This window comes from Corynebacterium curieae, from assembly GCF_027570035.1.
In the GTDB taxonomy this organism is placed as follows: Bacteria; Actinomycetota; Actinomycetes; order Mycobacteriales; family Mycobacteriaceae; genus Corynebacterium; species Corynebacterium curieae.
The window spans coordinates 1-19350 of record NZ_JAKMUU010000011.1 but is presented as its reverse complement, the minus strand read 5'-3'; the positions used below and the strand labels follow the sequence as shown (position 1 = coordinate 19350).

At 58.0% G+C, this 19350-nt stretch carries 20 protein-coding genes and 5 tRNA genes; 17 read left to right on the top strand and 8 right to left on the bottom strand.

Features of this window, described 5'->3' with window-relative positions; all coding sequences use genetic code 11:
• Positions 1-23: 23 nt before the first annotated feature.
• Entirely contained in the window at positions 24-1088 is a 1065-nt protein-coding gene (gene ygfZ / locus L8V01_RS11240) for a CAF17-like 4Fe-4S cluster assembly/insertion protein YgfZ (RefSeq protein WP_269947100.1), read from the bottom strand.
• A 30-nt stretch (positions 1089-1118) separates the two neighbouring features.
• Between ygfZ and L8V01_RS11235 the strand changes: the two genes are divergently transcribed.
• Positions 1119-1982 carry an aminodeoxychorismate lyase gene (locus tag L8V01_RS11235; RefSeq protein WP_269947099.1) on the top strand — a complete coding sequence of 288 codons (864 nt, stop codon included), beginning with the start codon at positions 1119-1121 and terminating at the stop codon, positions 1980-1982.
• Here L8V01_RS11235 and L8V01_RS11230 read toward each other — a convergent pair.
• Positions 1979-2674 carry a heme-binding beta-barrel domain-containing protein gene (locus L8V01_RS11230; RefSeq protein ID WP_269947098.1) on the bottom strand — a complete coding sequence of 232 codons (696 nt, stop codon included), beginning with the start codon at positions 2672-2674 and terminating at the stop codon, positions 1979-1981. The genes L8V01_RS11235 and L8V01_RS11230 overlap by 4 nt on opposite strands.
• A gap of 53 nt (positions 2675-2727) precedes the next feature.
• On the opposite strand from L8V01_RS11230, the gene L8V01_RS11225 reads away from it, so the two are divergent.
• Positions 2728-3765 carry a diacylglycerol/lipid kinase family protein gene (locus tag L8V01_RS11225; RefSeq protein ID WP_269947097.1) on the top strand — a complete coding sequence of 346 codons (1038 nt, stop codon included), beginning with the start codon at positions 2728-2730 and terminating at the stop codon, positions 3763-3765.
• Here L8V01_RS11225 and L8V01_RS11220 read toward each other — a convergent pair.
• The gene (locus L8V01_RS11220) at positions 3749-4576 is read right to left on the bottom strand and encodes an LmeA family phospholipid-binding protein (RefSeq protein ID WP_269947096.1); all 828 of its coding nucleotides are present in this window, start codon (positions 4574-4576) and stop codon (positions 3749-3751) included. The genes L8V01_RS11225 and L8V01_RS11220 overlap by 17 nt on opposite strands.
• A gap of 33 nt (positions 4577-4609) precedes the next feature.
• Between L8V01_RS11220 and mshD the strand changes: the two genes are divergently transcribed.
• The 5 genes from mshD to pstB all read left to right on the top strand — a co-directional run bounded on the left by mshD (position 4610) and on the right by pstB (position 9768).
• Entirely contained in the window at positions 4610-5527 is a 918-nt protein-coding gene (gene mshD / locus L8V01_RS11215; protein ID WP_269947095.1) for a mycothiol synthase, read from the top strand.
• A gap of 214 nt (positions 5528-5741) precedes the next feature.
• Positions 5742-6845, top strand: a complete 1104-nt coding sequence (gene pstS, locus L8V01_RS11210) for a phosphate ABC transporter substrate-binding protein PstS (RefSeq protein WP_269947094.1) — start codon at positions 5742-5744, stop codon at positions 6843-6845.
• 122 nt (positions 6846-6967) lie between these two features.
• Positions 6968-8014 carry a phosphate ABC transporter permease subunit PstC gene (gene pstC / locus L8V01_RS11205; RefSeq protein WP_269947093.1) on the top strand — a complete coding sequence of 349 codons (1047 nt, stop codon included), beginning with the start codon at positions 6968-6970 and terminating at the stop codon, positions 8012-8014.
• A gap of 14 nt (positions 8015-8028) precedes the next feature.
• Positions 8029-8943, top strand: a complete 915-nt coding sequence (gene pstA, locus L8V01_RS11200) for a phosphate ABC transporter permease PstA (protein WP_269947092.1) — start codon at positions 8029-8031, stop codon at positions 8941-8943.
• Between the two features lie 51 nt (positions 8944-8994).
• Positions 8995-9768, top strand: a complete 774-nt coding sequence (gene pstB, locus L8V01_RS11195) for a phosphate ABC transporter ATP-binding protein PstB (RefSeq protein WP_023019857.1) — start codon at positions 8995-8997, stop codon at positions 9766-9768.
• A 72-nt stretch (positions 9769-9840) separates the two neighbouring features.
• Here the strand turns inward: pstB and phoU are convergent, their stop codons facing one another.
• Together phoU and dusB are read right to left on the bottom strand one after the other, a co-directional pair.
• Positions 9841-10569 (bottom strand): phosphate signaling complex protein PhoU, encoded by a 729-nt coding sequence (gene phoU, locus L8V01_RS11190; RefSeq protein WP_269947091.1) that lies wholly within the window; start codon positions 10567-10569, stop codon positions 9841-9843.
• Between the two features lie 101 nt (positions 10570-10670).
• Entirely contained in the window at positions 10671-11816 is a 1146-nt protein-coding gene (dusB, locus tag L8V01_RS11185) for a tRNA dihydrouridine synthase DusB (protein WP_269947090.1), read from the bottom strand.
• A 191-nt stretch (positions 11817-12007) separates the two neighbouring features.
• Between dusB and L8V01_RS11180 the strand changes: the two genes are divergently transcribed.
• Together L8V01_RS11180 and L8V01_RS11175 are read left to right on the top strand one after the other, a co-directional pair.
• Positions 12008-13510 carry an acetyl-CoA hydrolase/transferase family protein gene (locus L8V01_RS11180; RefSeq protein ID WP_269947089.1) on the top strand — a complete coding sequence of 501 codons (1503 nt, stop codon included), beginning with the start codon at positions 12008-12010 and terminating at the stop codon, positions 13508-13510.
• A 107-nt stretch (positions 13511-13617) separates the two neighbouring features.
• Positions 13618-13690, top strand: a tRNA-Lys gene (locus tag L8V01_RS11175).
• Positions 13691-13720: 30 nt separating this feature from the next.
• On the opposite strand, the gene L8V01_RS11170 is transcribed toward L8V01_RS11175, so the two are convergent.
• Entirely contained in the window at positions 13721-14053 is a 333-nt protein-coding gene (locus L8V01_RS11170; RefSeq protein ID WP_238802146.1) for a metal-sensitive transcriptional regulator, read from the bottom strand.
• An 82-nt stretch (positions 14054-14135) separates the two neighbouring features.
• Here L8V01_RS11170 and L8V01_RS11165 point away from each other — a divergent pair.
• From L8V01_RS11165 to L8V01_RS11140, 6 genes are all read left to right on the top strand, one after another.
• Positions 14136-14211, top strand: a tRNA-Glu gene (locus tag L8V01_RS11165).
• Positions 14212-14246: 35 nt separating this feature from the next.
• Positions 14247-14320 (top strand) — tRNA-Asp (locus L8V01_RS11160).
• A gap of 84 nt (positions 14321-14404) precedes the next feature.
• A complete protein-coding gene (locus tag L8V01_RS11155) occupies positions 14405-14719 on the top strand; it encodes a DUF4288 domain-containing protein (RefSeq protein ID WP_269947088.1) in 315 nt (104 codons plus the stop codon).
• A gap of 83 nt (positions 14720-14802) precedes the next feature.
• Positions 14803-14876 (top strand) — tRNA-Asp (locus tag L8V01_RS11150).
• A 19-nt stretch (positions 14877-14895) separates the two neighbouring features.
• Positions 14896-14968 (top strand) — tRNA-Phe (locus tag L8V01_RS11145).
• Positions 14969-15022: 54 nt separating this feature from the next.
• Positions 15023-15313 carry a GNAT family N-acetyltransferase gene (locus tag L8V01_RS11140; protein ID WP_269947087.1) on the top strand — a complete coding sequence of 97 codons (291 nt, stop codon included), beginning with the start codon at positions 15023-15025 and terminating at the stop codon, positions 15311-15313.
• Positions 15314-15353: 40 nt separating this feature from the next.
• On the opposite strand, the gene epsC is transcribed toward L8V01_RS11140, so the two are convergent.
• Entirely contained in the window at positions 15354-15917 is a 564-nt protein-coding gene (gene epsC / locus L8V01_RS11135) for a serine O-acetyltransferase EpsC (protein WP_269947086.1), read from the bottom strand.
• 70 nt (positions 15918-15987) lie between these two features.
• Entirely contained in the window at positions 15988-16923 is a 936-nt protein-coding gene (gene cysK, locus L8V01_RS11130) for a cysteine synthase A (RefSeq protein WP_269947085.1), read from the bottom strand.
• 264 nt (positions 16924-17187) lie between these two features.
• On the opposite strand from cysK, the gene ramA reads away from it, so the two are divergent.
• Positions 17188-18027 carry an acetate metabolism transcriptional regulator RamA gene (gene ramA / locus L8V01_RS11125; protein WP_259886687.1) on the top strand — a complete coding sequence of 280 codons (840 nt, stop codon included), beginning with the start codon at positions 17188-17190 and terminating at the stop codon, positions 18025-18027.
• A 21-nt stretch (positions 18028-18048) separates the two neighbouring features.
• Positions 18049-19317, top strand: a complete 1269-nt coding sequence (murA, locus tag L8V01_RS11120; protein ID WP_269947084.1) for a UDP-N-acetylglucosamine 1-carboxyvinyltransferase — start codon at positions 18049-18051, stop codon at positions 19315-19317.
• Positions 19318-19350 lie beyond the last annotated feature (33 nt).

The window sequence follows — 19350 nt, the reverse complement described above, 5'->3', positions numbered from 1 at the left end:
CCGCCCCCTCTCTAGTGGGAGATTTAGCGCCCGCGCAGCCGGTTTACCGCTTCGCGCCCGGCCTTGGGGCCCTCATCCTCGGGGATGGAGGAGGGATCGATCGACGCTGCGGTATCGCCCACCTCTAGGGTGCCGGCGTCCAGCGCAGAGCGCTTGACCAGTCCCAAGGCGATGGGCCCGTAATCGCAATCATCGACGATGGTTCCTATGCGGCCTACCTTACGTCCGTTAAAAGTAATGTCATCGCCCACATTTGGCCGCTGCGGAGCAGAGCCATCGAGGTGAAGCTGCACCAAGAGGCGAGGGGAGCGGCCAAGGTTTTCCACGCGCGCCACCGTCTCCTGCCCGCGATAGCACCCTTTATTGAGATGAACGTGGGCTGGATTCTCGGCGCTGCGGCTGATCCACTGCGGCACCTCGTGTGGGATCGATTTATTGTCCAGGTCCGCTGCTAGCTCGGGCTCGCGAGCGCGCACGCGCTCGGCAGTAAAGGCCATAAGGCCTGCCAATTGTGCGCCAGATTCCTCGAGCAATTTCGTTGCTTTGACCAAGGATTTGCGTGGAATGCCGAGGTCAATGCGTCTAATTCCGGGCCATTGGACTTCACGGGAAAACTCCACCATGGGTGGTATTGCAATATCAGCATCACCCAGGAGGGTGAGGATGGCGATATCGGCTTCTTCCACGGTGACCTCGGACCAAAAGACCATCATGGTGAAGAATTTCAAGAGGGAGTCGAATTGGGCCGCGGGGACATCGATGAGGAACGCGTCCTCGGCGCGGGTGATATCCATGTGGTGGAGGATATGGCCTTGGATATCTAGGTCGAGGGCGCCGGCACTAAAGCCCACTGGGGCCGCATCAAGCTTTTGCGAAAGCAAGTTATTAAGGAACTCGGCGGCGTCCTTGCCGCTGACACGAATAGCACGGCGTTGGGATCGGTCAATGACTACGGTGCCGCCATCGGCGGCGCGTTGCTCGCCTAAAGGATTGCCATAGTGCCAGGCCACGCCCTGGGCATCGAGTACGGTCGCGTCCTGGTGCTCCGCGGCACCGGCGCGCTGCAGAAGAGGCGAAGAATAACTCACAACTACCGATGGTAGGGCATAATCGAAAGTATGAAGTTTTCGCCGCGAAAAGAGCCGGTCATCTACGTTGTGGAACCCTATGGAGGCTCGGTGCGCAGGCATATGCCCACGCTGCCGCTCGTCTACGCCGATGATGCCGCGGTCACCCGCGGCGATGGCATCTTTGAGTCCCTGCTTGTGCGGGGAGGGAAGGCCGCCAACCTGCAGCGGCACGCGCAACGCTTCTGCGATTCGGCGCGCACAATGAATCTGCCGGAGCCGCCCATGGACAAGTGGGAAGAGGCTACGCGGCTCGCTATTGCTGATTTTTGCGGCGAAGACACCGGTGACGCCAAATGCACATGGACCTATACCCGCGGCCGCGCCTCTACTGGTCGGCCCAGTGCCTGGGTCGTGGTTCAACCGATTGAGGATAAAGTTCTAGAGCAGCGCGACCAAGGCGTGGCCGTGATGACTAGCCCGCGCCTATGGCACGTAGCAGAGGAGCTGCCCGCTAAGACTTTGAACTATGCGGCGACGATGGCGATGCTGCGCATGGCGCGTGAAAAGGGCTTTGAGGACCTAATTCTTACGGACCCGGATACTGGGGAAATCCTCGAGGGCGCAACCTCCACCGTGGTGGCCGTCAAGGGGGAGAAGCTGCGCACCGCCGCCGGCCGTGGCATCTTGCCGGGAACCACGCAGGCCGCACTTTTCGCGCACGCTAAGGAGAAAGGCTATCGCTGCAAGGCCAAACCGCTGACCGTGGAGTACTTGGAAAAGGCGGATTCGGTGTGGCTAGTGTCCTCCGTGCGCGTTGCGGCGCGTGTCACTCGGTTGAATGACAAAAAATTAAAGGCCCCGGACAACGTGGGCGTCATCCGAGACCTTATTGATGCTGCGCTAGGGTCCTAGCCAGCGATGCGGGTGAGCTCCGCGGACATATAAGGGCGCATTTCGCCATCAACCATGCGCTCGTCTACCCAGCCCAGGTTGTTATTGGGCATCAGGCCGTACATGCGCTTGCCTGGGCCCAGGTTCTTCGGGCCGGTTTCGGTCACCATGGTGGAGGCAGATTCTAGCTGCCAAGCGCGATCATTGAACGGCTCGCCATAGAAGATTTCAACAATGCCGTTAGATGAGGTGTAGGTGACCTCGATTTCATCCTTCTCTGAGATGCGCCAGAAGCCGGTCTCGCGCACGGATGGACCTTCCGGCTTACCCTCGGTATCGATCGTCCAGGTGCGGGAGCTAAAGGTCAGGTAATTCTCGCCATCGTGGGCGATGACCAGCTGCTGGCCAAAGGTGTATTCCTGGCCCTTCGTATCGTGTGCCTGGCCCTCGCCCTGCCAGACGCCAACGAGGGGAAGCAGGCCCAGCAGCCCGTCGTGCAGCGACGGGCCCCGTCGTAAGTTAGCCGTATCGTCCGGTACGGGGGTATCACCCAGCTTGAGGGCGGGGATATTGCGGCTAGCGGCGTCTTTCCACTGCTCAGCGGCCTGGTTCACGGCATCGTTGCCATTGAGTTTGCCGGGATCATTTTCTGGATGGGAGTCCGCAGTGGTTTCAATGTTGTTTGCGGTGTTTTCAGTATTATTTTCGCTCATGGCTGTCCAGCCTAGTCGTGAACCCGCCGCTTTAACTACTAGACTTAGGCCCCGTGCATGCATTGATGATCTCGAATCCCAACTCGACCTCACAAACTAACGCCCTATTCCGCCAAATCGTCCCCTGCCTCCAAGCGGTAGAGGGGCTGCACATCAAGGTGCAATTTACGCACTACCCCGGCCATGCCGAAGAGATGGTTAAGAGGATGACTAGGGATGACTATGACGTCATCATTGCTGTGGGCGGTGACGGTACCGTCAATGAAGTGGTCAACGGGCTACTCGGCCCGGCCGATGGGCAGCGTCCTGCTCCTCACTCCATTCCGGCGCTGGCCGTGATTCCTACCGGTTCTGCCAACGTCTTCGTACGCGCTTTGGGCTTTCCCAATACCCCGGTGGAGGCCACCCATGTGCTGGCGCGCATGCTCGACCGGGATCTTCGCCGCACCATCTACCTCGGTACATGGAATGATCGCTGGTTTGCCGTCAATGCAGGCTTCGGTTTGGACGCAGACGTGTTGGCGCGCGTGGATCGTGCCCGCGAGCAAGGTTTTGCCGCCACCCCGTTGCGCTACCTCAACGTTGCCATCCGGGCATGGAGCCGCGCGCGGAAAAACCCACCGCATATTGCGGTGACGGCCGAATCCAGCGATGGCGAGCGGCTGCACAAGGATGACGTGCCGCTGATGTTTACCTCGAATACCAACCCGTGGACCTTCCTGGGGCCGCTGCCGGTGGTGACAAATCCGCGCAACTCCTTCGATGCGGGATTAGCCCTCTTTGGACTAGAAGAGTTTAGCGGTATCGGCGGCGTGGTCGGCCTGCTGCACCTATTCGGCGCAGATAAGCGCGGCTGGCTCAACAAGCTCACCAAGGAAAAAACGGTGGTCTTCGATGATGCCATGCGGGTAGAGCTGGTCTGCCGCGAGCCCCAGCGTTTTCAGGCCGATGGGGAATCGGAAGGGCGCTTCGATAGTGTCACTTTGGCCTCGGTGAAAGATGCCATCGAGGTATTCGCCCCGCAGGCTCGGAGAGAGGCTCATAAGCGCACGATGAAGGAAGTTCTCCGAGACTTTATTCGCCTGCGCTAGCTTGCAGTGCCGGGCCCACCCGGTGCTTGGTATCGGCGGCCTTCTTTTCCGCCTCTTCTACGGCCTTTTGTTCCGAGCCTTCTATCTCCAGCGGGGAGAGCTGGGCCAGCTGTACCTTAATATTGCGGCGCTGCACCTCGAAGGAAATGGTGCCCCCTTGCATCTTTACCGCGGTAGCTTGGGCAGGCAGCGGCAGCTGGCGAGTATCGAAGTTCAAGGAAAAGGCCTTCTGCAGGCGTTCGTCATCGGTGCCGTAGACCTGCATGCGAAACTCCGGCCCTACGAGACGGAGGGTGACTTTGGCGGTGGACTTCTGGGCGTCGCCAGGCAGGGTGCCGGTTAGCTCCGCTTCTGCGGAGGTGCCACCGGAGGGTGAAATATCGTCCGGGTTGGCAATGGAGAGGTCGGTAATGCCCAGCAGGCGTCCCAAAGCGACGCCATCCAAGGAAATGCCACGGGAGTAGGTAGATACGGGCGCGCCCTCAATATCCCCGTTCATTACTTGCTCTGGGGTGACCGTAATATCGCGCAATACGGTAGAGGCATTGACCATTCCCAGCTTCGGCACTTCCACGTCGAGAGCCTTGACCTCCAGATAGGGGATTTCTTTCGAAGCCGCCGCCCACACGTAGGGAGTGCCGCCGATATAGACATCCGGCGTATTATCTAGCCGCGAATTGGCCTTTACGGCCTGCGCCACCTTGTGTTCTGTGTGCATAGCCACGCAGGCATCCGCCACCCAGGCAGCAATGAGCACGCACACCACGAGGAGGACGCGCACGATGCGCCGGTCAATCTTTAGAACACTCACCCCTTCATTCTTACCCTACGTATTCTGGTGCCTATGACTAGCAATGCCTTTAAGATTACGGAAGAAAACCTGCCCAGCACCCCGGAGCTAGCCCGCCGCGTAGAAGCGCTGGCTGAGCAGGCCGAACGTGCCGATGGTATGGTACCGCTCTCGGAGCAATTCCTCAATGGCTTGCAGGATTCCCGTTTGCAGCATCGCCACCTTGTGGCATGGGTAGGACAAGAGCCGTGTGGCGTGGCTTGCCTGGAAGGCTCCACAGCGGAGCTTTTCATTGCTCCCGAACAGCGCAGGCAGGGCTTTGGTGCCTTGCTTTACGACGCCGCCGCTAAAACCCCTAACCTGCAGGCCTGGGCCCACGGAAACCTGCCAGCTGCCAAGGCCATAGCAGAGTCACGCGGCCTGCAGATCACTCGCAAGCTGGTGGTCATGGGCATTGGGGGAGAAGAGCTCGCGGCCGCGGCCCAGCCCGCGGAGCTGCCTCTCACTGCTCTCAATTACACCGAAGCAGTGGATAAATGGGGGAAAAGCCGCGTGGAAGAACAGTGGCTCAAGGTAAATAATGAGGCCTTTTCCTGGCACCCCGAGCAAGGCGGCTGGGATGTAGAACGCCTACACCGCGGGATGGAAGCGGACTGGTTCGATCCCGCCGACGTGCTCTTCCTATGGGATACCGCAGGGGAGCCGGTTTTAGCCGGCTTCCACTGGACCAAGTGGCATGCGGAGGAAACCCCAGGATTCGGTGAGGTCTACGTGGTGGGCTTGGCCGAGCACTATCGCGGCCAGAAATTGGGCGGCCCGTTGCTGCAAGTGGGGCTGCGTCGCATGGTGGAAAAGGGAGCTCAAAAGGTAATTCTCTACGTGGAAGCGGATAATGATCCAGCGCTCAAGGCCTATGAGCGTTTGGGATTTAAAGTTGATGAAGAACACGTTGTCTGGGGCGTATGTGACTAACGTCATGGGGTTCGCGGCGTTTGTTCACTTAGAGTTCACCTCCTAGAACCCTGTTAGTCAGATACTGCCGATAGCTTTACACCCTGTGAGTTAACCGCACCTGTGCGCCTGCATCCCGTCCCAGAAGGCGGAGCGGGATGCAGGAGATATCTCTCTAGGAGAGGCGGTTTCCTCGGACAATCAATCTCTGATCTGCACCGGAAAGGGTTTTCCCGTGATTCGCAACTTCAAGCGCACTGCCGCAATCTTTGGCATCGTAGCCGCAACCTCCACCGCTCTCGTAGCTTGCTCTGAGGAGTCTGGCTCCTCCTCTGATTCCGCTGGCGGCGAGGACGTCTCCGGCGAACTCGTCGGTGACGGCGCATCCTCCCAGCAGAACGCAATGTCCTACTTCCAGACCGCGTTCTCCGAGGATCACCCAGACGCCTCCTTGTCCTACAACGCTTCCGGCTCCGGCGCCGGCGTTGAAGCCTTCACCAACGGCCAGGCTGACTTCGCTGGTTCTGACTCCGCCCTGAAGGAAGATGAGGGTGAGGTTGAGGCTGCCGCTAAGCGTTGCGATGGCAACGAGGCATGGCACCTGCCAACCACCATCGGTCCGGTTGCAATCGCCTACAACTTGGGCGATACCGAGATCAACCTTTCCACCGAGACCCTGGGCAAGATCTTCAAGGGCGAGATCAAGAAGTGGAATGACAAGGCCATTGCCGCTGACAACGAGGGCACCGACCTGCCGGACAAGGACATCACCGTCATCTTCCGTTCCGACGAGTCCGGTACCTCCGCAAACTTCCAGAAGTTCCTGAAGGCCGCTACCGGCGACTGGGACTCCGAGGGCAAGCAGTTCCCGGACACTGTTGGTGAGGGTGCTAACGGTTCCTCCGGTGTTGCTGACCAGGTTGCAAGCATCGACGGCGCTATCACCTACGTCGAGGCTGGCTTCGCAGACCAGAAGGAAGGCGACGGCGTCAAGAAGGCCAAGATTGACTTTGGCCACGGCCCGGTTGAGCTGTCCACCGAGTCCGTCAACAAGGCTCTGGAGAACCTAGAGTTCAAGAAGACCGATTCCGAGCACAACATGGTTGTTGACTCCGAGGCACTGTTCTCCTCCGATAACGAGGGTGCATACCCGCTCATCCTGACCACCTACAACATCGTTTGCTCCAAGGGCTACGATGAGGAGACCTCCAAGCTGGTTAAGTCCTTCTTCACCACCGTTCTGGATCACCAGGATGACCAGCTGGCTGAGCAGGGCTTCATCCCAGTTGAGGGTGCACACCTGGACAAGCTGAAGGCTGCTGTTGACGCTCTGCAGTAAGCGCTAAAGCTGTAAAAGCTTAATACCTCCCCGCCCCCACTGCCGCACACGATTCGCGCTTTGGGGGCGCAGGTATGTAACGATATTTTCCATATTTAACGCTGAAAAGGATTAACAGTCTCATGGCAGACAATAATCTCACCACGGCTCCAGAGCAGAAGGACGCGAACCTTACTTCTGCCGAGCGAGTCTCCAACAGCGGACACGATGAGGTAGCAACCTCCAGCGCCAACAGCGGCGTAAAGCGCCCGGGCGACCGTGTCTTTGAATTCCTGTCCACTGCTTCGGCAACACTTATCACCGTAATGATTGCCGCCATCGCTGCCTTCCTGCTGTGGCGTGCGGTTCCCGCCCTAGGCGTAAACGACGGCGGCATCATGGGCTTTTTCACCTATGGCGGACGATGGGAGACCACCGATACCTCCGCGATGAAGTTCGGTATCCCGACGATGTTCGGCACGACCGTTCTCATTTCCGTCTTCGCTTTGCTGTTGGCCATGCCGGTGGCACTGGCCATCGCTATCTTCCTGTCTAACTACGCACCCGCCCGCTTGGTAAAGCCGCTGGGCTTCCTCGTAGACATGCTGGCTGCGGTCCCATCCATTGTTTATGGTCTGTGGGGTTGGCAGGTTCTCGGTCCAGCCCTTTCCGGCTTCTACTCTTGGATGGAATCCTGGGCCGGTGGCTTCTTCCTATTCCACGTCTTTGATAACTCGCCGTCTTTCGCTACTGGCCGCAACCTGTTTACCGGTGGCATTGTGCTCGCCGTTATGATCCTGCCTATCATCGCTGCCACCGCCCGCGAGGTCTTCGTCCAGACCCCTCCAGGCCAAGTGGAATCCGCTTTGGCATTGGGCGCTACTCGTTGGGAAGTCATCCGCATGACGGTTCTTCCTTTCGGCATGTCTGGCTACATTGCCGGTTCCATGCTCGGCTTGGGTCGTGCATTGGGTGAGACCATGGCGCTGTACATGGTTGTCTCTCCGTTGATTGACTTCCGCTTCTCGCTTTTCGACGGCGGCACTACCTTCGCCACGGCCATCGCCTTGGCATCTGCCGAGTTCGGTAACGAGATGCGCGCTGGTGCCTATATTGCTGCCGGCCTCATGCTGTTCTTGCTGACCTTCGTGGTCAACGCAATTGCCCGCGCCATCGTGAAGAAGAAGTAAGGAGGGGAGGATCAATGACTACGACAACTAATGCCAAGCCTGCCTCCCAAGGCGGCGCGACATTCCTAGACATCTCCGGCTCCCGCAAGATGACCAATAACATCGCCACCGTAGTGGTCTGGGGCGCAATGATTTTGGCCATGGTCCCACTGGTTTGGGTTCTGTGGGAACTCATCGCCCGCGGCAGCGGTGTCATCCTTAACGCTGAGTGGTGGACCGCCTCCCAGCGCGGCATCATGAATAGCTCCGCCGGCGGCGGCGCTGCCCACGCAATCGTGGGTACCTTCGTCCAGACCATCCTGGCTTCTATCATCTCCATTCCGATTGGTATCTTCACCGCCATCTACTTGGTGGAGTACTCCAAGGGTGGTTGGCTCGGCCGCATCACCACCTTCATGGTGGACATCCTGTCCGGTGTGCCGTCCATCGTTGCGGCCCTGTTCATCTTCGCCATGTGGATCACCCTCTTCGGATTCGGTCGCTCCGGCTTCGCCGTGGCACTGTCCTTGGTGCTGCTGATGATTCCAATTGTGGTGCGCAATACCGAAGAGATGCTGCGCGTGGTTCCGATGGACCTGCGTGAGGCCTCCTACGCGCTCGGCGTGCCAAAGTGGAAGACCATCGCCCGCATTGTCTTGCCTACCGCACTGTCTGGCATCGTTACCGGCATCATGCTGGCGATTGCCCGCGTGATGGGTGAGTCCTCCCCAGTGCTGGTCTTGGTTGGTTCCTCCTCCGTCATCAACTGGGATGCCTTCAAGGGATCGCAGTCCTCGCTCCCGCTGATGATGCTGGATATGTACAAGGCCGGTGCACAGCCTGCCGTGCTGGACAAGCTCTGGGGCGCAGCCTTGACGCTGGTTATCCTCATCGCTGTTCTCAATATTGCGGCCCGCATCATTTCCGCGAAGTTCTCGGTTAAGAAGTAACCGCCGTATCACTCGATTCCGCCATACACTCGCTAGAGGAGAAACTCCCAAATGTCTAAGCTCGCGCTCAATGACGTGAACATCTTTTACGGCGACTTCCACGCCGTGCAGAACGTGAACATGCAGATCCCGGCCCAGGCCGTGACCGCATTCATCGGACCTTCCGGCTGCGGTAAGTCCACCGTGCTGCGCACCATCAATCGCATGCACGAGGTAATCCCTGGTGCCTCCGTGAAGGGTGAAATCCTGCTCGACGGCACCAATATTTACGGTCCGAAGGTGGACCCAGTATCCGTGCGCAACACCATCGGCATGGTCTTCCAAAAGGCTAACCCGTTCCCCACTATGTCCATTGAGGACAACGTGGTGGCAGGCCTGAAGCTCTCCGGTGAAAAGAACAAGAAGAAGCTCAAGGAAGTCGCGGAGAAGTCCCTGCGCGGCGCCAATCTGTGGGACGAGGTCAAGGACCGCCTAGATAAGCCGGGCGGCGGCCTTTCCGGTGGTCAGCAGCAGCGTCTGTGCATCGCCCGCGCCATCGCTGTGGAGCCAGAGGTGCTGCTCATGGACGAGCCTTGTTCCGCACTGGACCCGATTTCCACCCTTGCCGTGGAGGACCTCATCCACGAGCTGAAGGAAAACTTCACCATCGTCATCGTGACCCACAACATGCAGCAGGCAGCTCGCGTGTCCGACAAGACCGGCTTCTTCTCCCTCGAAGCAACCGGCAAGCCGGGCCACTTGGTGGAGTTCGATGACACCACCAAGATCTTCGAGAATCCTTCCCAGAAGGAGACTGAGGATTATATCTCCGGCCGCTTTGGCTAAAGATTAGATAGATTGTCCGAGAAGAAGGGGGCCGGTTCATGCGAACCGGCCCCCTTCTTAGTTTTTAATTGCTTAGCAACGGAACTGGCGCTCGAGTTCGGCCATACGGGCCTCGAACTCGGCGTCCTTTTTGTCTTCTTCTAGCTTCTTGGCATAGTCGTGGGGTAGCAGGCCAGTGGTCAAATAGATGATGTGGCCGGCAACCGAAACGCAGTGATCGGCGTAGCGCTCGTAGTAGCGCGTAATCTGCGAGGTTTCTACTGCCTCGCGCACGGTGCCTTCCCATTCGCGTTGGGTCAAGATACGCAGGATATGGGAGTTAATGTCATCCACTGCGTCATCGTCGGTGCGGAGATTGACGGATAAATCAGCGTCGGGGGTGACGAGAATATCGTGGAGCACGGAGCCCATCTCTTCAGTGAGGCGGTACATTTCCTCGAAGTAGCCCATGTAATTTGCTGGAACCACGGATTCAGGGTGGCGGCGGCGCGCAGAATCCGCGATGTGCTGAGCAAGTCTGCCCATGCGGTAGAGATCCTCCACGATATAGATGGAGGAGACAACCTGGCGGAGATCCTGTGCCATGGGGTTTTCCAACGCCAAGAGCTTCACGGCGCGCTCAGAGCACCGAGCACGGATCTCATCTAGCTCCTCGGTCATGGTGAGGGCATCTTCTGCGGAATCTAAGACGCCTTGGAGCAGTGCCTGCGAAGCCTTATCCAAGATGGTGCGCACGGTATCGCACATCACGATGAGGTCATGGGAGAAGTTATCTAAGTGTTCCCTATAGGCGGCACGCATGCCAAAGATAATAGCGAAAACTTTTCGCTTTTGCGCAACTTAAGCAGGGGTTAAATGCGCGAATCCTGTATGTCTTTAGCTGCTCTTATGTTGCTGTCAGGTTATCCGCCCGAATTCATAATGTCCGCGGCAACGGGAACGCAATCGTCCTCGGGATCGTCGAGCCATCCATCGGGCAAAGCCACCTTGGAAGGAGAGCCTTGGCGGCCGCGGGCGCCGTCGGCGTCGGCAGCCAGGGCGTCGGAATCCGCCCAGGGGGCCAGTAGTTCCCGCAATGCCTCGAGGGAATCGACCTTGGCCAACCCCGCACGCACTTGGCCGCCGACAGGGAACCCGCGCAAATACCAGCCGATGTGTTTGCGGATATCGCGGGAGGCGTTGTCCTCGCCATCGTGCTCCGCTAGTAGCTCCGCGTGGCGGAGAATGACTTGGGTGACCTCACCGAGGGTGGGCTCTGCCGGGATGGACTCGCCGCGAAGGGCGGCGCCGAGCTCCGCAAAAAGCCACGGGCGGCCAAGGCAGCCGCGGCCCACCTGCACGCCGTCGCAACCGGTCTGCTCCATCATGCGGCGTGCATCCTCCGCACGGAAGATATCGCCATTTCCCAAGACGGGGACTCCTGTGTCGGCCAAATGTTCCTTTAAGCGGGCAATCTCATCCCACCGTGCCTCGCCGGAGTAGCGCTGGGCGGCGGTGCGGCCGTGCAAGGTGACGGCGGCGGCGCCAGATTCGACGGCGATGCGGCCGGCATCAAGATGCGTATGGTGCTCATCGTCAATGCCGACGCGCATCTTCACGGTAACGGGGATATTGGTACCCTCGGTAGCTTTGACGGCGGCGGAGACGATATTGCCAAAGAGGCGCCGCTTATAAGGCAGTGCGGAACCACCGCCACGCCGGGTCACCTTGGGAACCGGGCAACCAAAGTTCATATCGATGTGGTCTGCCAAGTTCTCGTCCACGATCATCTTCGCGGCCTTGTAGGTGTATTCCGGATCTACCGTATAGATCTGCAAGGAACGGGGATCCTCTTGCGGCGCAAAGGTGGTCATGTGCAGCGTCTTTTCATTGCGCTCTACCAATGCGCGCGCGGTGACCATCTCGCAGACATAAAGGCCGGAGACGGTACCGGTGCGCGCCAATTCCTGCTCGCGGCACAACGCGCGGAAGGCAACGTTGGTTACCCCCGCCATCGGGGCGAGGATGACGGGGGAGGAGAGATCATAGTGTCCAATGCGCAAATTCACGCCCCAATTGTGCTAGTTGACGGGCCAAAATAGCAACTGGTGCCACAGTGGTGGCGTTCCCCATTTCCGTTTTATGGGGTGGGCGTCACACTAAAGTAGTGGAAATCTTGCAAAGATTCGCTAATGTGGGCTGTGTAACTAATTAGAATGGCCGTTATTTTGGCTGGCCCCTTAATGAAGGAGGATTACCCTTGTCCGAAAGAATCGCGTATGCCCCATTCCAGAAACTTGTCGTTTCTGCAGAAGAGGCTGCTCAGCACGTAAACCACGGTGATCGCGTGGGTATTTCTGGCTTTACTGGTGCTGGCTACCCTAAGGGCCTGCCTACCGCCATTGCAGAGAAGGCTAAGGCTCTGCATGAAAAGGGTGAGGAATTTAAGATCGATGTATTTTCCGGCGCTTCCACCGCCCCAGATTGCGATGGCGTCCTAGCGGAGGCTGAGGCGATTCGCTTCCGCTCGCCTTATAACTCCGATCCCACCTTGCGCAAGCAGTTCAATGATGGCACTGCGCTCTACCAGGATATTCACCTCTCCCACTCTGGCCAGCAGGTAGAGGAGGGCTTTTACGGTGACTTCCAAGTAGCCATCATTGAGGCTGTGCGTATTACCGAGGAGGGCCACGTTGTCCCCTCTTCCGCAGTGGGCAATAACCTCGAATACATCGAGGCCGCGGATAAGATCATTATTGAGATCAACGAGTGGCAGTCCATCAACCTTGAGGGCATGCACGATATCTACCGCATTGAAAAGCTGCCGAACCGCCAGCCTATCCCTATCACTAAGCCGGGTGATCGCATCGGCACCACCTACATGGAGGTCCCAGAGGACAAGGTGGTAGCCGTGGTTAAGACCGAAGCCCCGGACCGCAACGCGCCATTCAAGGAGCCGGACGAGATCTCCGAGAAGATCGCGGCCAACTTCATCGAGTTCCTCGAGGGTGAGGTCGCCGCAGGCCGCCTCGAGTATGACAAATTCATCATGCAGTCCGGCGTGGGCAACGTCCCGAATGCCGTGATGGCCGGCCTTTTGGATTCCAAGTTTGAAAATATCCAGGCTTATACTGAGGTCATCCAGGATGGCATGCTCGATCTTATCGATGCCGGCAAGATGACCATGGCTTCCGCCACCTCGTTTGCCCTGTCCCCGAAGTATGCAGAGAAGATGAATGCGGACGCAGAGCGCTACCGCAAGCATATTATTCTGCGCCCACAGCAGGTCTCCAACCATCCAGAGGTCATCCGCCGCGTCGGCCTGATTTCTTCCAACGGCATGATCGAGGCCGATATTTACGGCAATATTAACTCCACCAACGTTTCCGGCTCCCGCATCATGAACGGCACTGGCGGCTCTGGTGACTTCACCCGCAACGCCTATATCTCCACCTTTGTATCGCCGTCCGTGGCAAAGGACGGCGCCATTTCCGCGCTGGTTCCTTTCGTATCCCACACGGACCACACCGAGCACGACACCATGGTCATCATTACTGAATACGGCGTTGCTGACCTGCGCGGGCTGGCTCCAAAGGAGCGCGTGGAGAAGGTCATCTCTGTGGCGCACCCGGACTACCGTCCGCTGCTGGAGGACTACTTCAACCGTGCGAAGCAAAACAAGTTCCAGCACACCCCGCACGACTTGAAGACCGCCTTTGATTTCCAGGTTCGCTTCATGGAGACGGGCGATATGCGCGGCTAATACGGCCCCGCACTGGCAGGCGCTCAGTGGCAGGCTGGGTGCCTTTCGCTTGCCGACGCCCCCTAATTAGGACTTGCAAAGAGCGCACGCTAAAATGTAGCGACGTTGGGCCTTTAGCTCAGTTGGTAGAGCTACGGACTTTTAATCCGCAGGTCGTGGGTTCGATCCCCACAGGGCCCACAGTAGGAGCCACCTTTTAGGTGGCTCCTTTTAGTTTTTCACCATCTTCTTGATGGCGCGCATAGCCTCTTCCAGCTTCTCCGTGGCCACTTCGCCGTCTTCGGCGGCAGCTCCGGCCACGCAGTGCTCAATGTGATCTTCTAGGAGTGCGAGCGAGACATTTTCTAGCGCAGACTTCACGGCCGAAATCTGGGTAATGATGTCGATGCAGTACTGGTCTTCTTCCACCATGCGGTGTATCCCACGCGTTTGACCTTCGATGCGTTTAAGTCTGGCGAGGTAGCGATCTTTGCTCTTAGAATCTGCGTTGTATCCGTGCACGTGAGGTTCGTGGCAAGAGCAGGTTTGATGCTGGTCAGACATGGTTCCGAATCTTTCTGGGGGAGCGATTTTGTAACTTAGTGAGGTCTCCAGTATATTTCTAGAGGTCGCCTTAGCGCGACGGGCCCCCATCGTCTAGCGGCCTAGGACACTGCCCTTTCACGGCAGCGGCACGGGTTCGAATCCCGTTGGGGGTACCAACACGAAAGTGTTGGTACGAATTTAATATTCGATTGGCCTTGTGGCGCAGTTGGTTAGCGCGCCGCCCTGTCACGGCGGAGGTCGCGGGTTCAAGTCCCGTCAAGGTCGCAGCTGAGCAGCAATCGTTTCTACGATTGCTGCTTTTTATTTTGTTACGCTGGCGCTAACTAAAGAATAAGAGGAGTTGGCGTCGTGGAACCATACGTAGGGATTGTCGTTTTTGAGCTCGCATCTCAGGATACGGAGCTAAAGAATTTCTACCGGGAAGACTTCTTCCTCGTCTACGCAGATTCAGAGGAGGAAGCGCAGCACAAGGTTGTTGACCGAGCTCACGAGCAAGAGTATGAAGGGCTGAAGTTGCGCCACATTGTTGATGTTGCTCCGGTCCTTTATGGCTATGTGGACCGAGATTGTGACCTCTACTCGCGGCACTTTGCTGCATTGGAAGACTATGAGCGTTTTGAGATGAAATTGGGTGGAAGAGATCCGCTTCAGGCGCACAAATAGTGTTGTGACGTGCTGATTTGGTGAGTGTTGGGAGTCTTCTGTAAAGTAACTATCCGTGCCAGAGAGCACGCATAATTTAAAATGGCCTTGTGGCGCAGTTGGTTAGCGCGCCGCCCTGTCACGGCGGAGGTCGCGGGTTCAAGTCCCGTCAAGGTCGCCGAAACCTTCGGGTTTCTGGCCAGATAGCTCAGTCGGTAGAGCACACGCCTGAAAAGTGTGGGGTCGCCAGTTCGATCCTGGCTCTGGCCACAATAATGGCTCCTCGTTATCAGCGAGGGGCCATTTTTGCTTTAGTATGGGCCCATGGAGCACACTATTGCACACCAGACCGATAAGTCCCGTTACGTACTTAGCGTGGATGGCACCGAAGCGGGTTCGTGCCACTATGTAGATGCGGGCAATACTCGCGAGTTCAACCACACAGTCATCAAGGACGCTTTCCGCGGCCAGGGACTGTCTGGGCCGTTGATTAAGGCAGCGCTTGACGACGCCCGGGGCGTCGGCAAGCAAGTCATTGCCACCTGCTCTGCGGTTGCGCACTTTATAGAAAAGAATCCCGAATACCGCGACCTGCTCCGTCCAGAAGGTATATAAAAAGCGGCCCACAGTTGTCTGTGAGCCGCTGGGAGAGAATTTAGATGTAGTAGTCGGGGTCGACCAGTTTAATGCGCTCATTCGGGTTGCGTGGCCGATTCTTAGCGGGGATGCCAACGGCAATATTCTCGGCGGGGACGTCTTTAGTAACTACGGCATTGGCACCAATTGCCGAACCCTCGCCGATGGTAATAGGCCCTAGAACCTTTGCGCCGGCGCCAATGACGACATTGTCTTCGATGGTGGGGTGGCGCTTGGTTTGGGTAAGCACCTGACCGCCGAGGGTGACTCCGTGATAAAGCATGACGCCATCACCGATCTCGGCCGTTTCACCAATGACGATGCCCATGCCGTGGTCAATAAAGAAGCGGCGGCCGATGGTGGCGCCGGGGTGTATCTCCACACCAGTAAAGAAGCGGTTAATCTGCGCTAGGATGCGCGCGGGACCGCGCAGGCCTCGCTTCCACATCCAGTGCGAAATGCGGTGGGACCAAATAGCGTGGAGGCCGGAATATACCACCGCATTTTCGACGTCCCCGCGTGCAGCCGGATCGTGATCTCTTGCATTTGCTAAGTCTTCACGGATGTAGTTCATAATGCTCATGCACACATAGTACTGGCATAGAAAAAGCACCCGCCATGGTTGGCAGGTGCTTTTATTCATCCGGGGCGGCTTAAGCCTCGCGGATGTCCTCGAAGAGGATGGTGGAAACGTAGCGCTCACCAAAGTCCGGCAGGACAACTACGATGGTCTTGCCCTCGAACTCAGGGCGCTCCGCCAGCTTCAGAGCTGCAGAAACGTTAGCACCAGCGGAAATGCCGACCAGTAGGCCTTCCTGGGTAGCCAGGTCGCGGGAAGCCTTGATGGACTCCTCGGTGGTAGCGGTAAAGACTTCGTCGAGAAGCTCGCGGTCAAGTACCTCCGGAACGAAGTTAGCGCCAATGCCCTGGATCTTGTGCGGGCCAGCGTGGCCCTCAGAAAGGACTGGGGAGTCGGCCGGCTCAACGGCTGCCAGGTGCAGGTCCGGGTTCTTGGACTTAAGGAAGCGTCCTACACCGGTAACGGTGCCGCCGGTGCCTACGCCGGCAACGAAGGCGTCGACCTTGCCCTCTGCGTCTTCCCAAATCTCCGGGCCGGTGGTCTCCTCGTGAATCTTCGGGTTGGCTTCATTGGCGAACTGGGCCGCAAGAACGGCGTTCTCGTTTTCGGCGACGATTTCATTCGCCTTGTCGACGGCGCCCTGCATGCCTGCCGCACCCGGGGTCAGTACGATTTCTGCGCCGTAGGCGCGCAGCAGCACCTTGCGCTCGTTGGACATGGTCTCTGGCATGGTCAAGATGACCTTGTAGCCCAAGGTAGCGCCGGCCAGGGCCAAGGCAATACCGGTGTTGCCGGAGGTAGCCTCCACGATGGTGCCACCAGGTTTGAGCTGGCCGGACTTTTCAGCGGCCTCAACGATGGCCTTGCCGATACGGTCTTTGACGGAATTTGCTGGGTTAAAAGACTCCACCTTGGCAAGCACGATTGCGCCCTTGCCCTCGGTTAGGCGGTTGAGGCGGACCAGTGGGGTGCCGCCGATGGTTTCCATGATGTTGTTGTAGACAGCCATTTTGTGGACTCCTTTGGGAATCAGATTTGGGTTCAAATCGTGTACAACGCAAGCGTACACCACATAACTAGACCAGTCAGTATATAAATTCTAGACCGGTTATTCGGGCATCCCATGTGGGATTGTAGCGTCAGATAAGCCAAGGGCGATTTCGAATTACCCCCACATGCTGTCTATACTTCCACTCAGTTGCCCGCTGGACCCCAAATTCCCGGGGGAGGGCGGGTGCACCTACTTGGTTACCCCCGACGAGGAAAGAGTCTCATGGAGTCGCATCGCCTCAAAGATGATGAAGAATCCGTACGCGCGGCCCTGTCGTCCCTGAAAACCGCAACTGGTATTCCGGTGACAATGTATGCCACGCTACTGCCAGATAATCGCCTGCAGATCACGCAGTGGGTGGGGCTTCGCACCCCAGCACTGCAGAATTTGATCATCGATTCTGGCGTTGGCGTGGGTGGGCGAGTGGTGAGCACTCGCCGCGCGGTAGGTGTATCCGATTACACGCGTGCTACTACCATCTCGCACGAGAACGACCGCGTGATCCAAGACGAAGGCTTGCATTCCATTGTGGCCGTACCCGTTACGGTCCAGCGCGAAATTCGCGGTGTCCTTTACGTCGGCGTTCACTCCCCGGTTCGTTTAGGGGATAAGGTGATCGAAGAAGTGACGATGACCGCGCGCACCCTCGAACAGGACCTAGCCGTAAATTCCGCTATGCGCCGCGCCGATGGTTCCAAGGGTGGCGCCTCCCGTGGCCACGTTATGAACGGCGCTGAGTGGGAGCAAGTGCGCTCCACGCACTCCAAGTTGCGCATGCTAGCTAACCGTGTAGAAGATGAGGAGCTGCGCAAGGAACTGGAGACCTTGTGCGATCAGATGGTCTCGCCGGTGCGGGTGAAGCAGTCCACCAAACTCTCTGCGCGTGAGCTGGATGTTCTCTCCTGTGTGGCGCTGGGCCACACCAATGTGGAAGCGGCCGAGGAAATGGGCATCGGTGCGGAAACCGTCAAGTCCTATCTGCGCTCGGTAATGCGTAAACTCGGCGCGCACACGCGCTACGAGGCGGTCAATGCTGCCCGTCGTATCGGCGCGCTGCCTTAAGAACCGGTAGCGTGGGCAGTTGTGAAAGATCAGTTTATTGTTTCCGGCGGTGCCCGTCTGGAGGGCACCGTTAAAGTAGATGGCGCAAAAAATAGCGTCTTGAAGCTCATGGCCGCATCTTTGCTGGCGGAGGGCACTACGACGCTGACCAACTGCCCAGAGATTCTGGACGTCCCCCTCATGAAAAAGGTCCTTGAGGGGTTGGGCTGCGAGGTAGTAATTGACGGCTCTGAAGTCCGAATTACTACCCCTGCACAGCCACAATCTAATGCGGATTTTGATGCAGTCCGCCAATTCCGCGCCTCGGTGTGCGTGCTTGGGCCGCTTACTTCCCGCTGCGGCCATGCCAAAGTGGCGCTTCCGGGCGGCGACGCGATTGGCTCCCGCCCCCTAGATATGCACCAAACCGGGCTAGAAAAGCTGGGCGCTACCACCCGCATCGAGCACGGGGCAGTTGTAGCTGAGGCTACACATTTGCGAGGAGCGAATATTCGCCTCGATTTCCCTTCGGTGGGCGCAACCGAAAATATCCTGACCGCCGCGGTCCTTGCTGAGGGAGAAACCGTTCTGCACAATGCGGCCCGCGAGCCGGAAATCGTCGATCTGTGCACCATGCTTAAATCCATGGGTGCCGATATCGAGGGTGAGGGAAGCTCAGTGGTGACCATCCGTGGCGTCGAAAAGCTGCAGCCCACCCAACACGAGGTTATTGGTGACCGCATCGTGGCAGGTACGTGGGCATATGCGGCCGCCATGACGCAGGGCGATATCACCGTCGGAGGAATTTCCCCGCGCCACCTCCACCTGCCGCTGGAAAAGCTCAAGTCTGCCGGCGCGGAACTGGAGACCTACGAAAATGGTTTTCGGGTGCGTATGGACCAGCGCCCGCAGGCAGTGGACTACCAAACTCTGCCCTTCCCGGGATTCCCCACCGACCTGCAGCCAATGGCCATCGGAATCTCCGCAATCGCGGATGGTACGACGGTCATTACTGAGAATGTCTTTGAATCCCGCTTCCGATTCGTTGATGAAATGTTGCGCTTGGGTGCCGACGCCCAGGTTGACGGGCACCATGTTGTAGTCCGCGGTAAAGAGCGCCTTTCTTCTACGCACGTGTGGAGCTCCGATATTCGTGCCGGCGCCGGCCTCGTACTCTCTGCACTATGCGCCGATGAGACCACTACGGTTCACGATGTCTTCCATATCGACCGCGGCTATCCCAACTTTGTGGAGAATCTGCAACGCCTCGGCGCCACCATTGAAAGAACTCAAGAAGAAGAGCTCTTTTAACGACGTCCCCAGTACTCATTTTTGCAGTGTGTG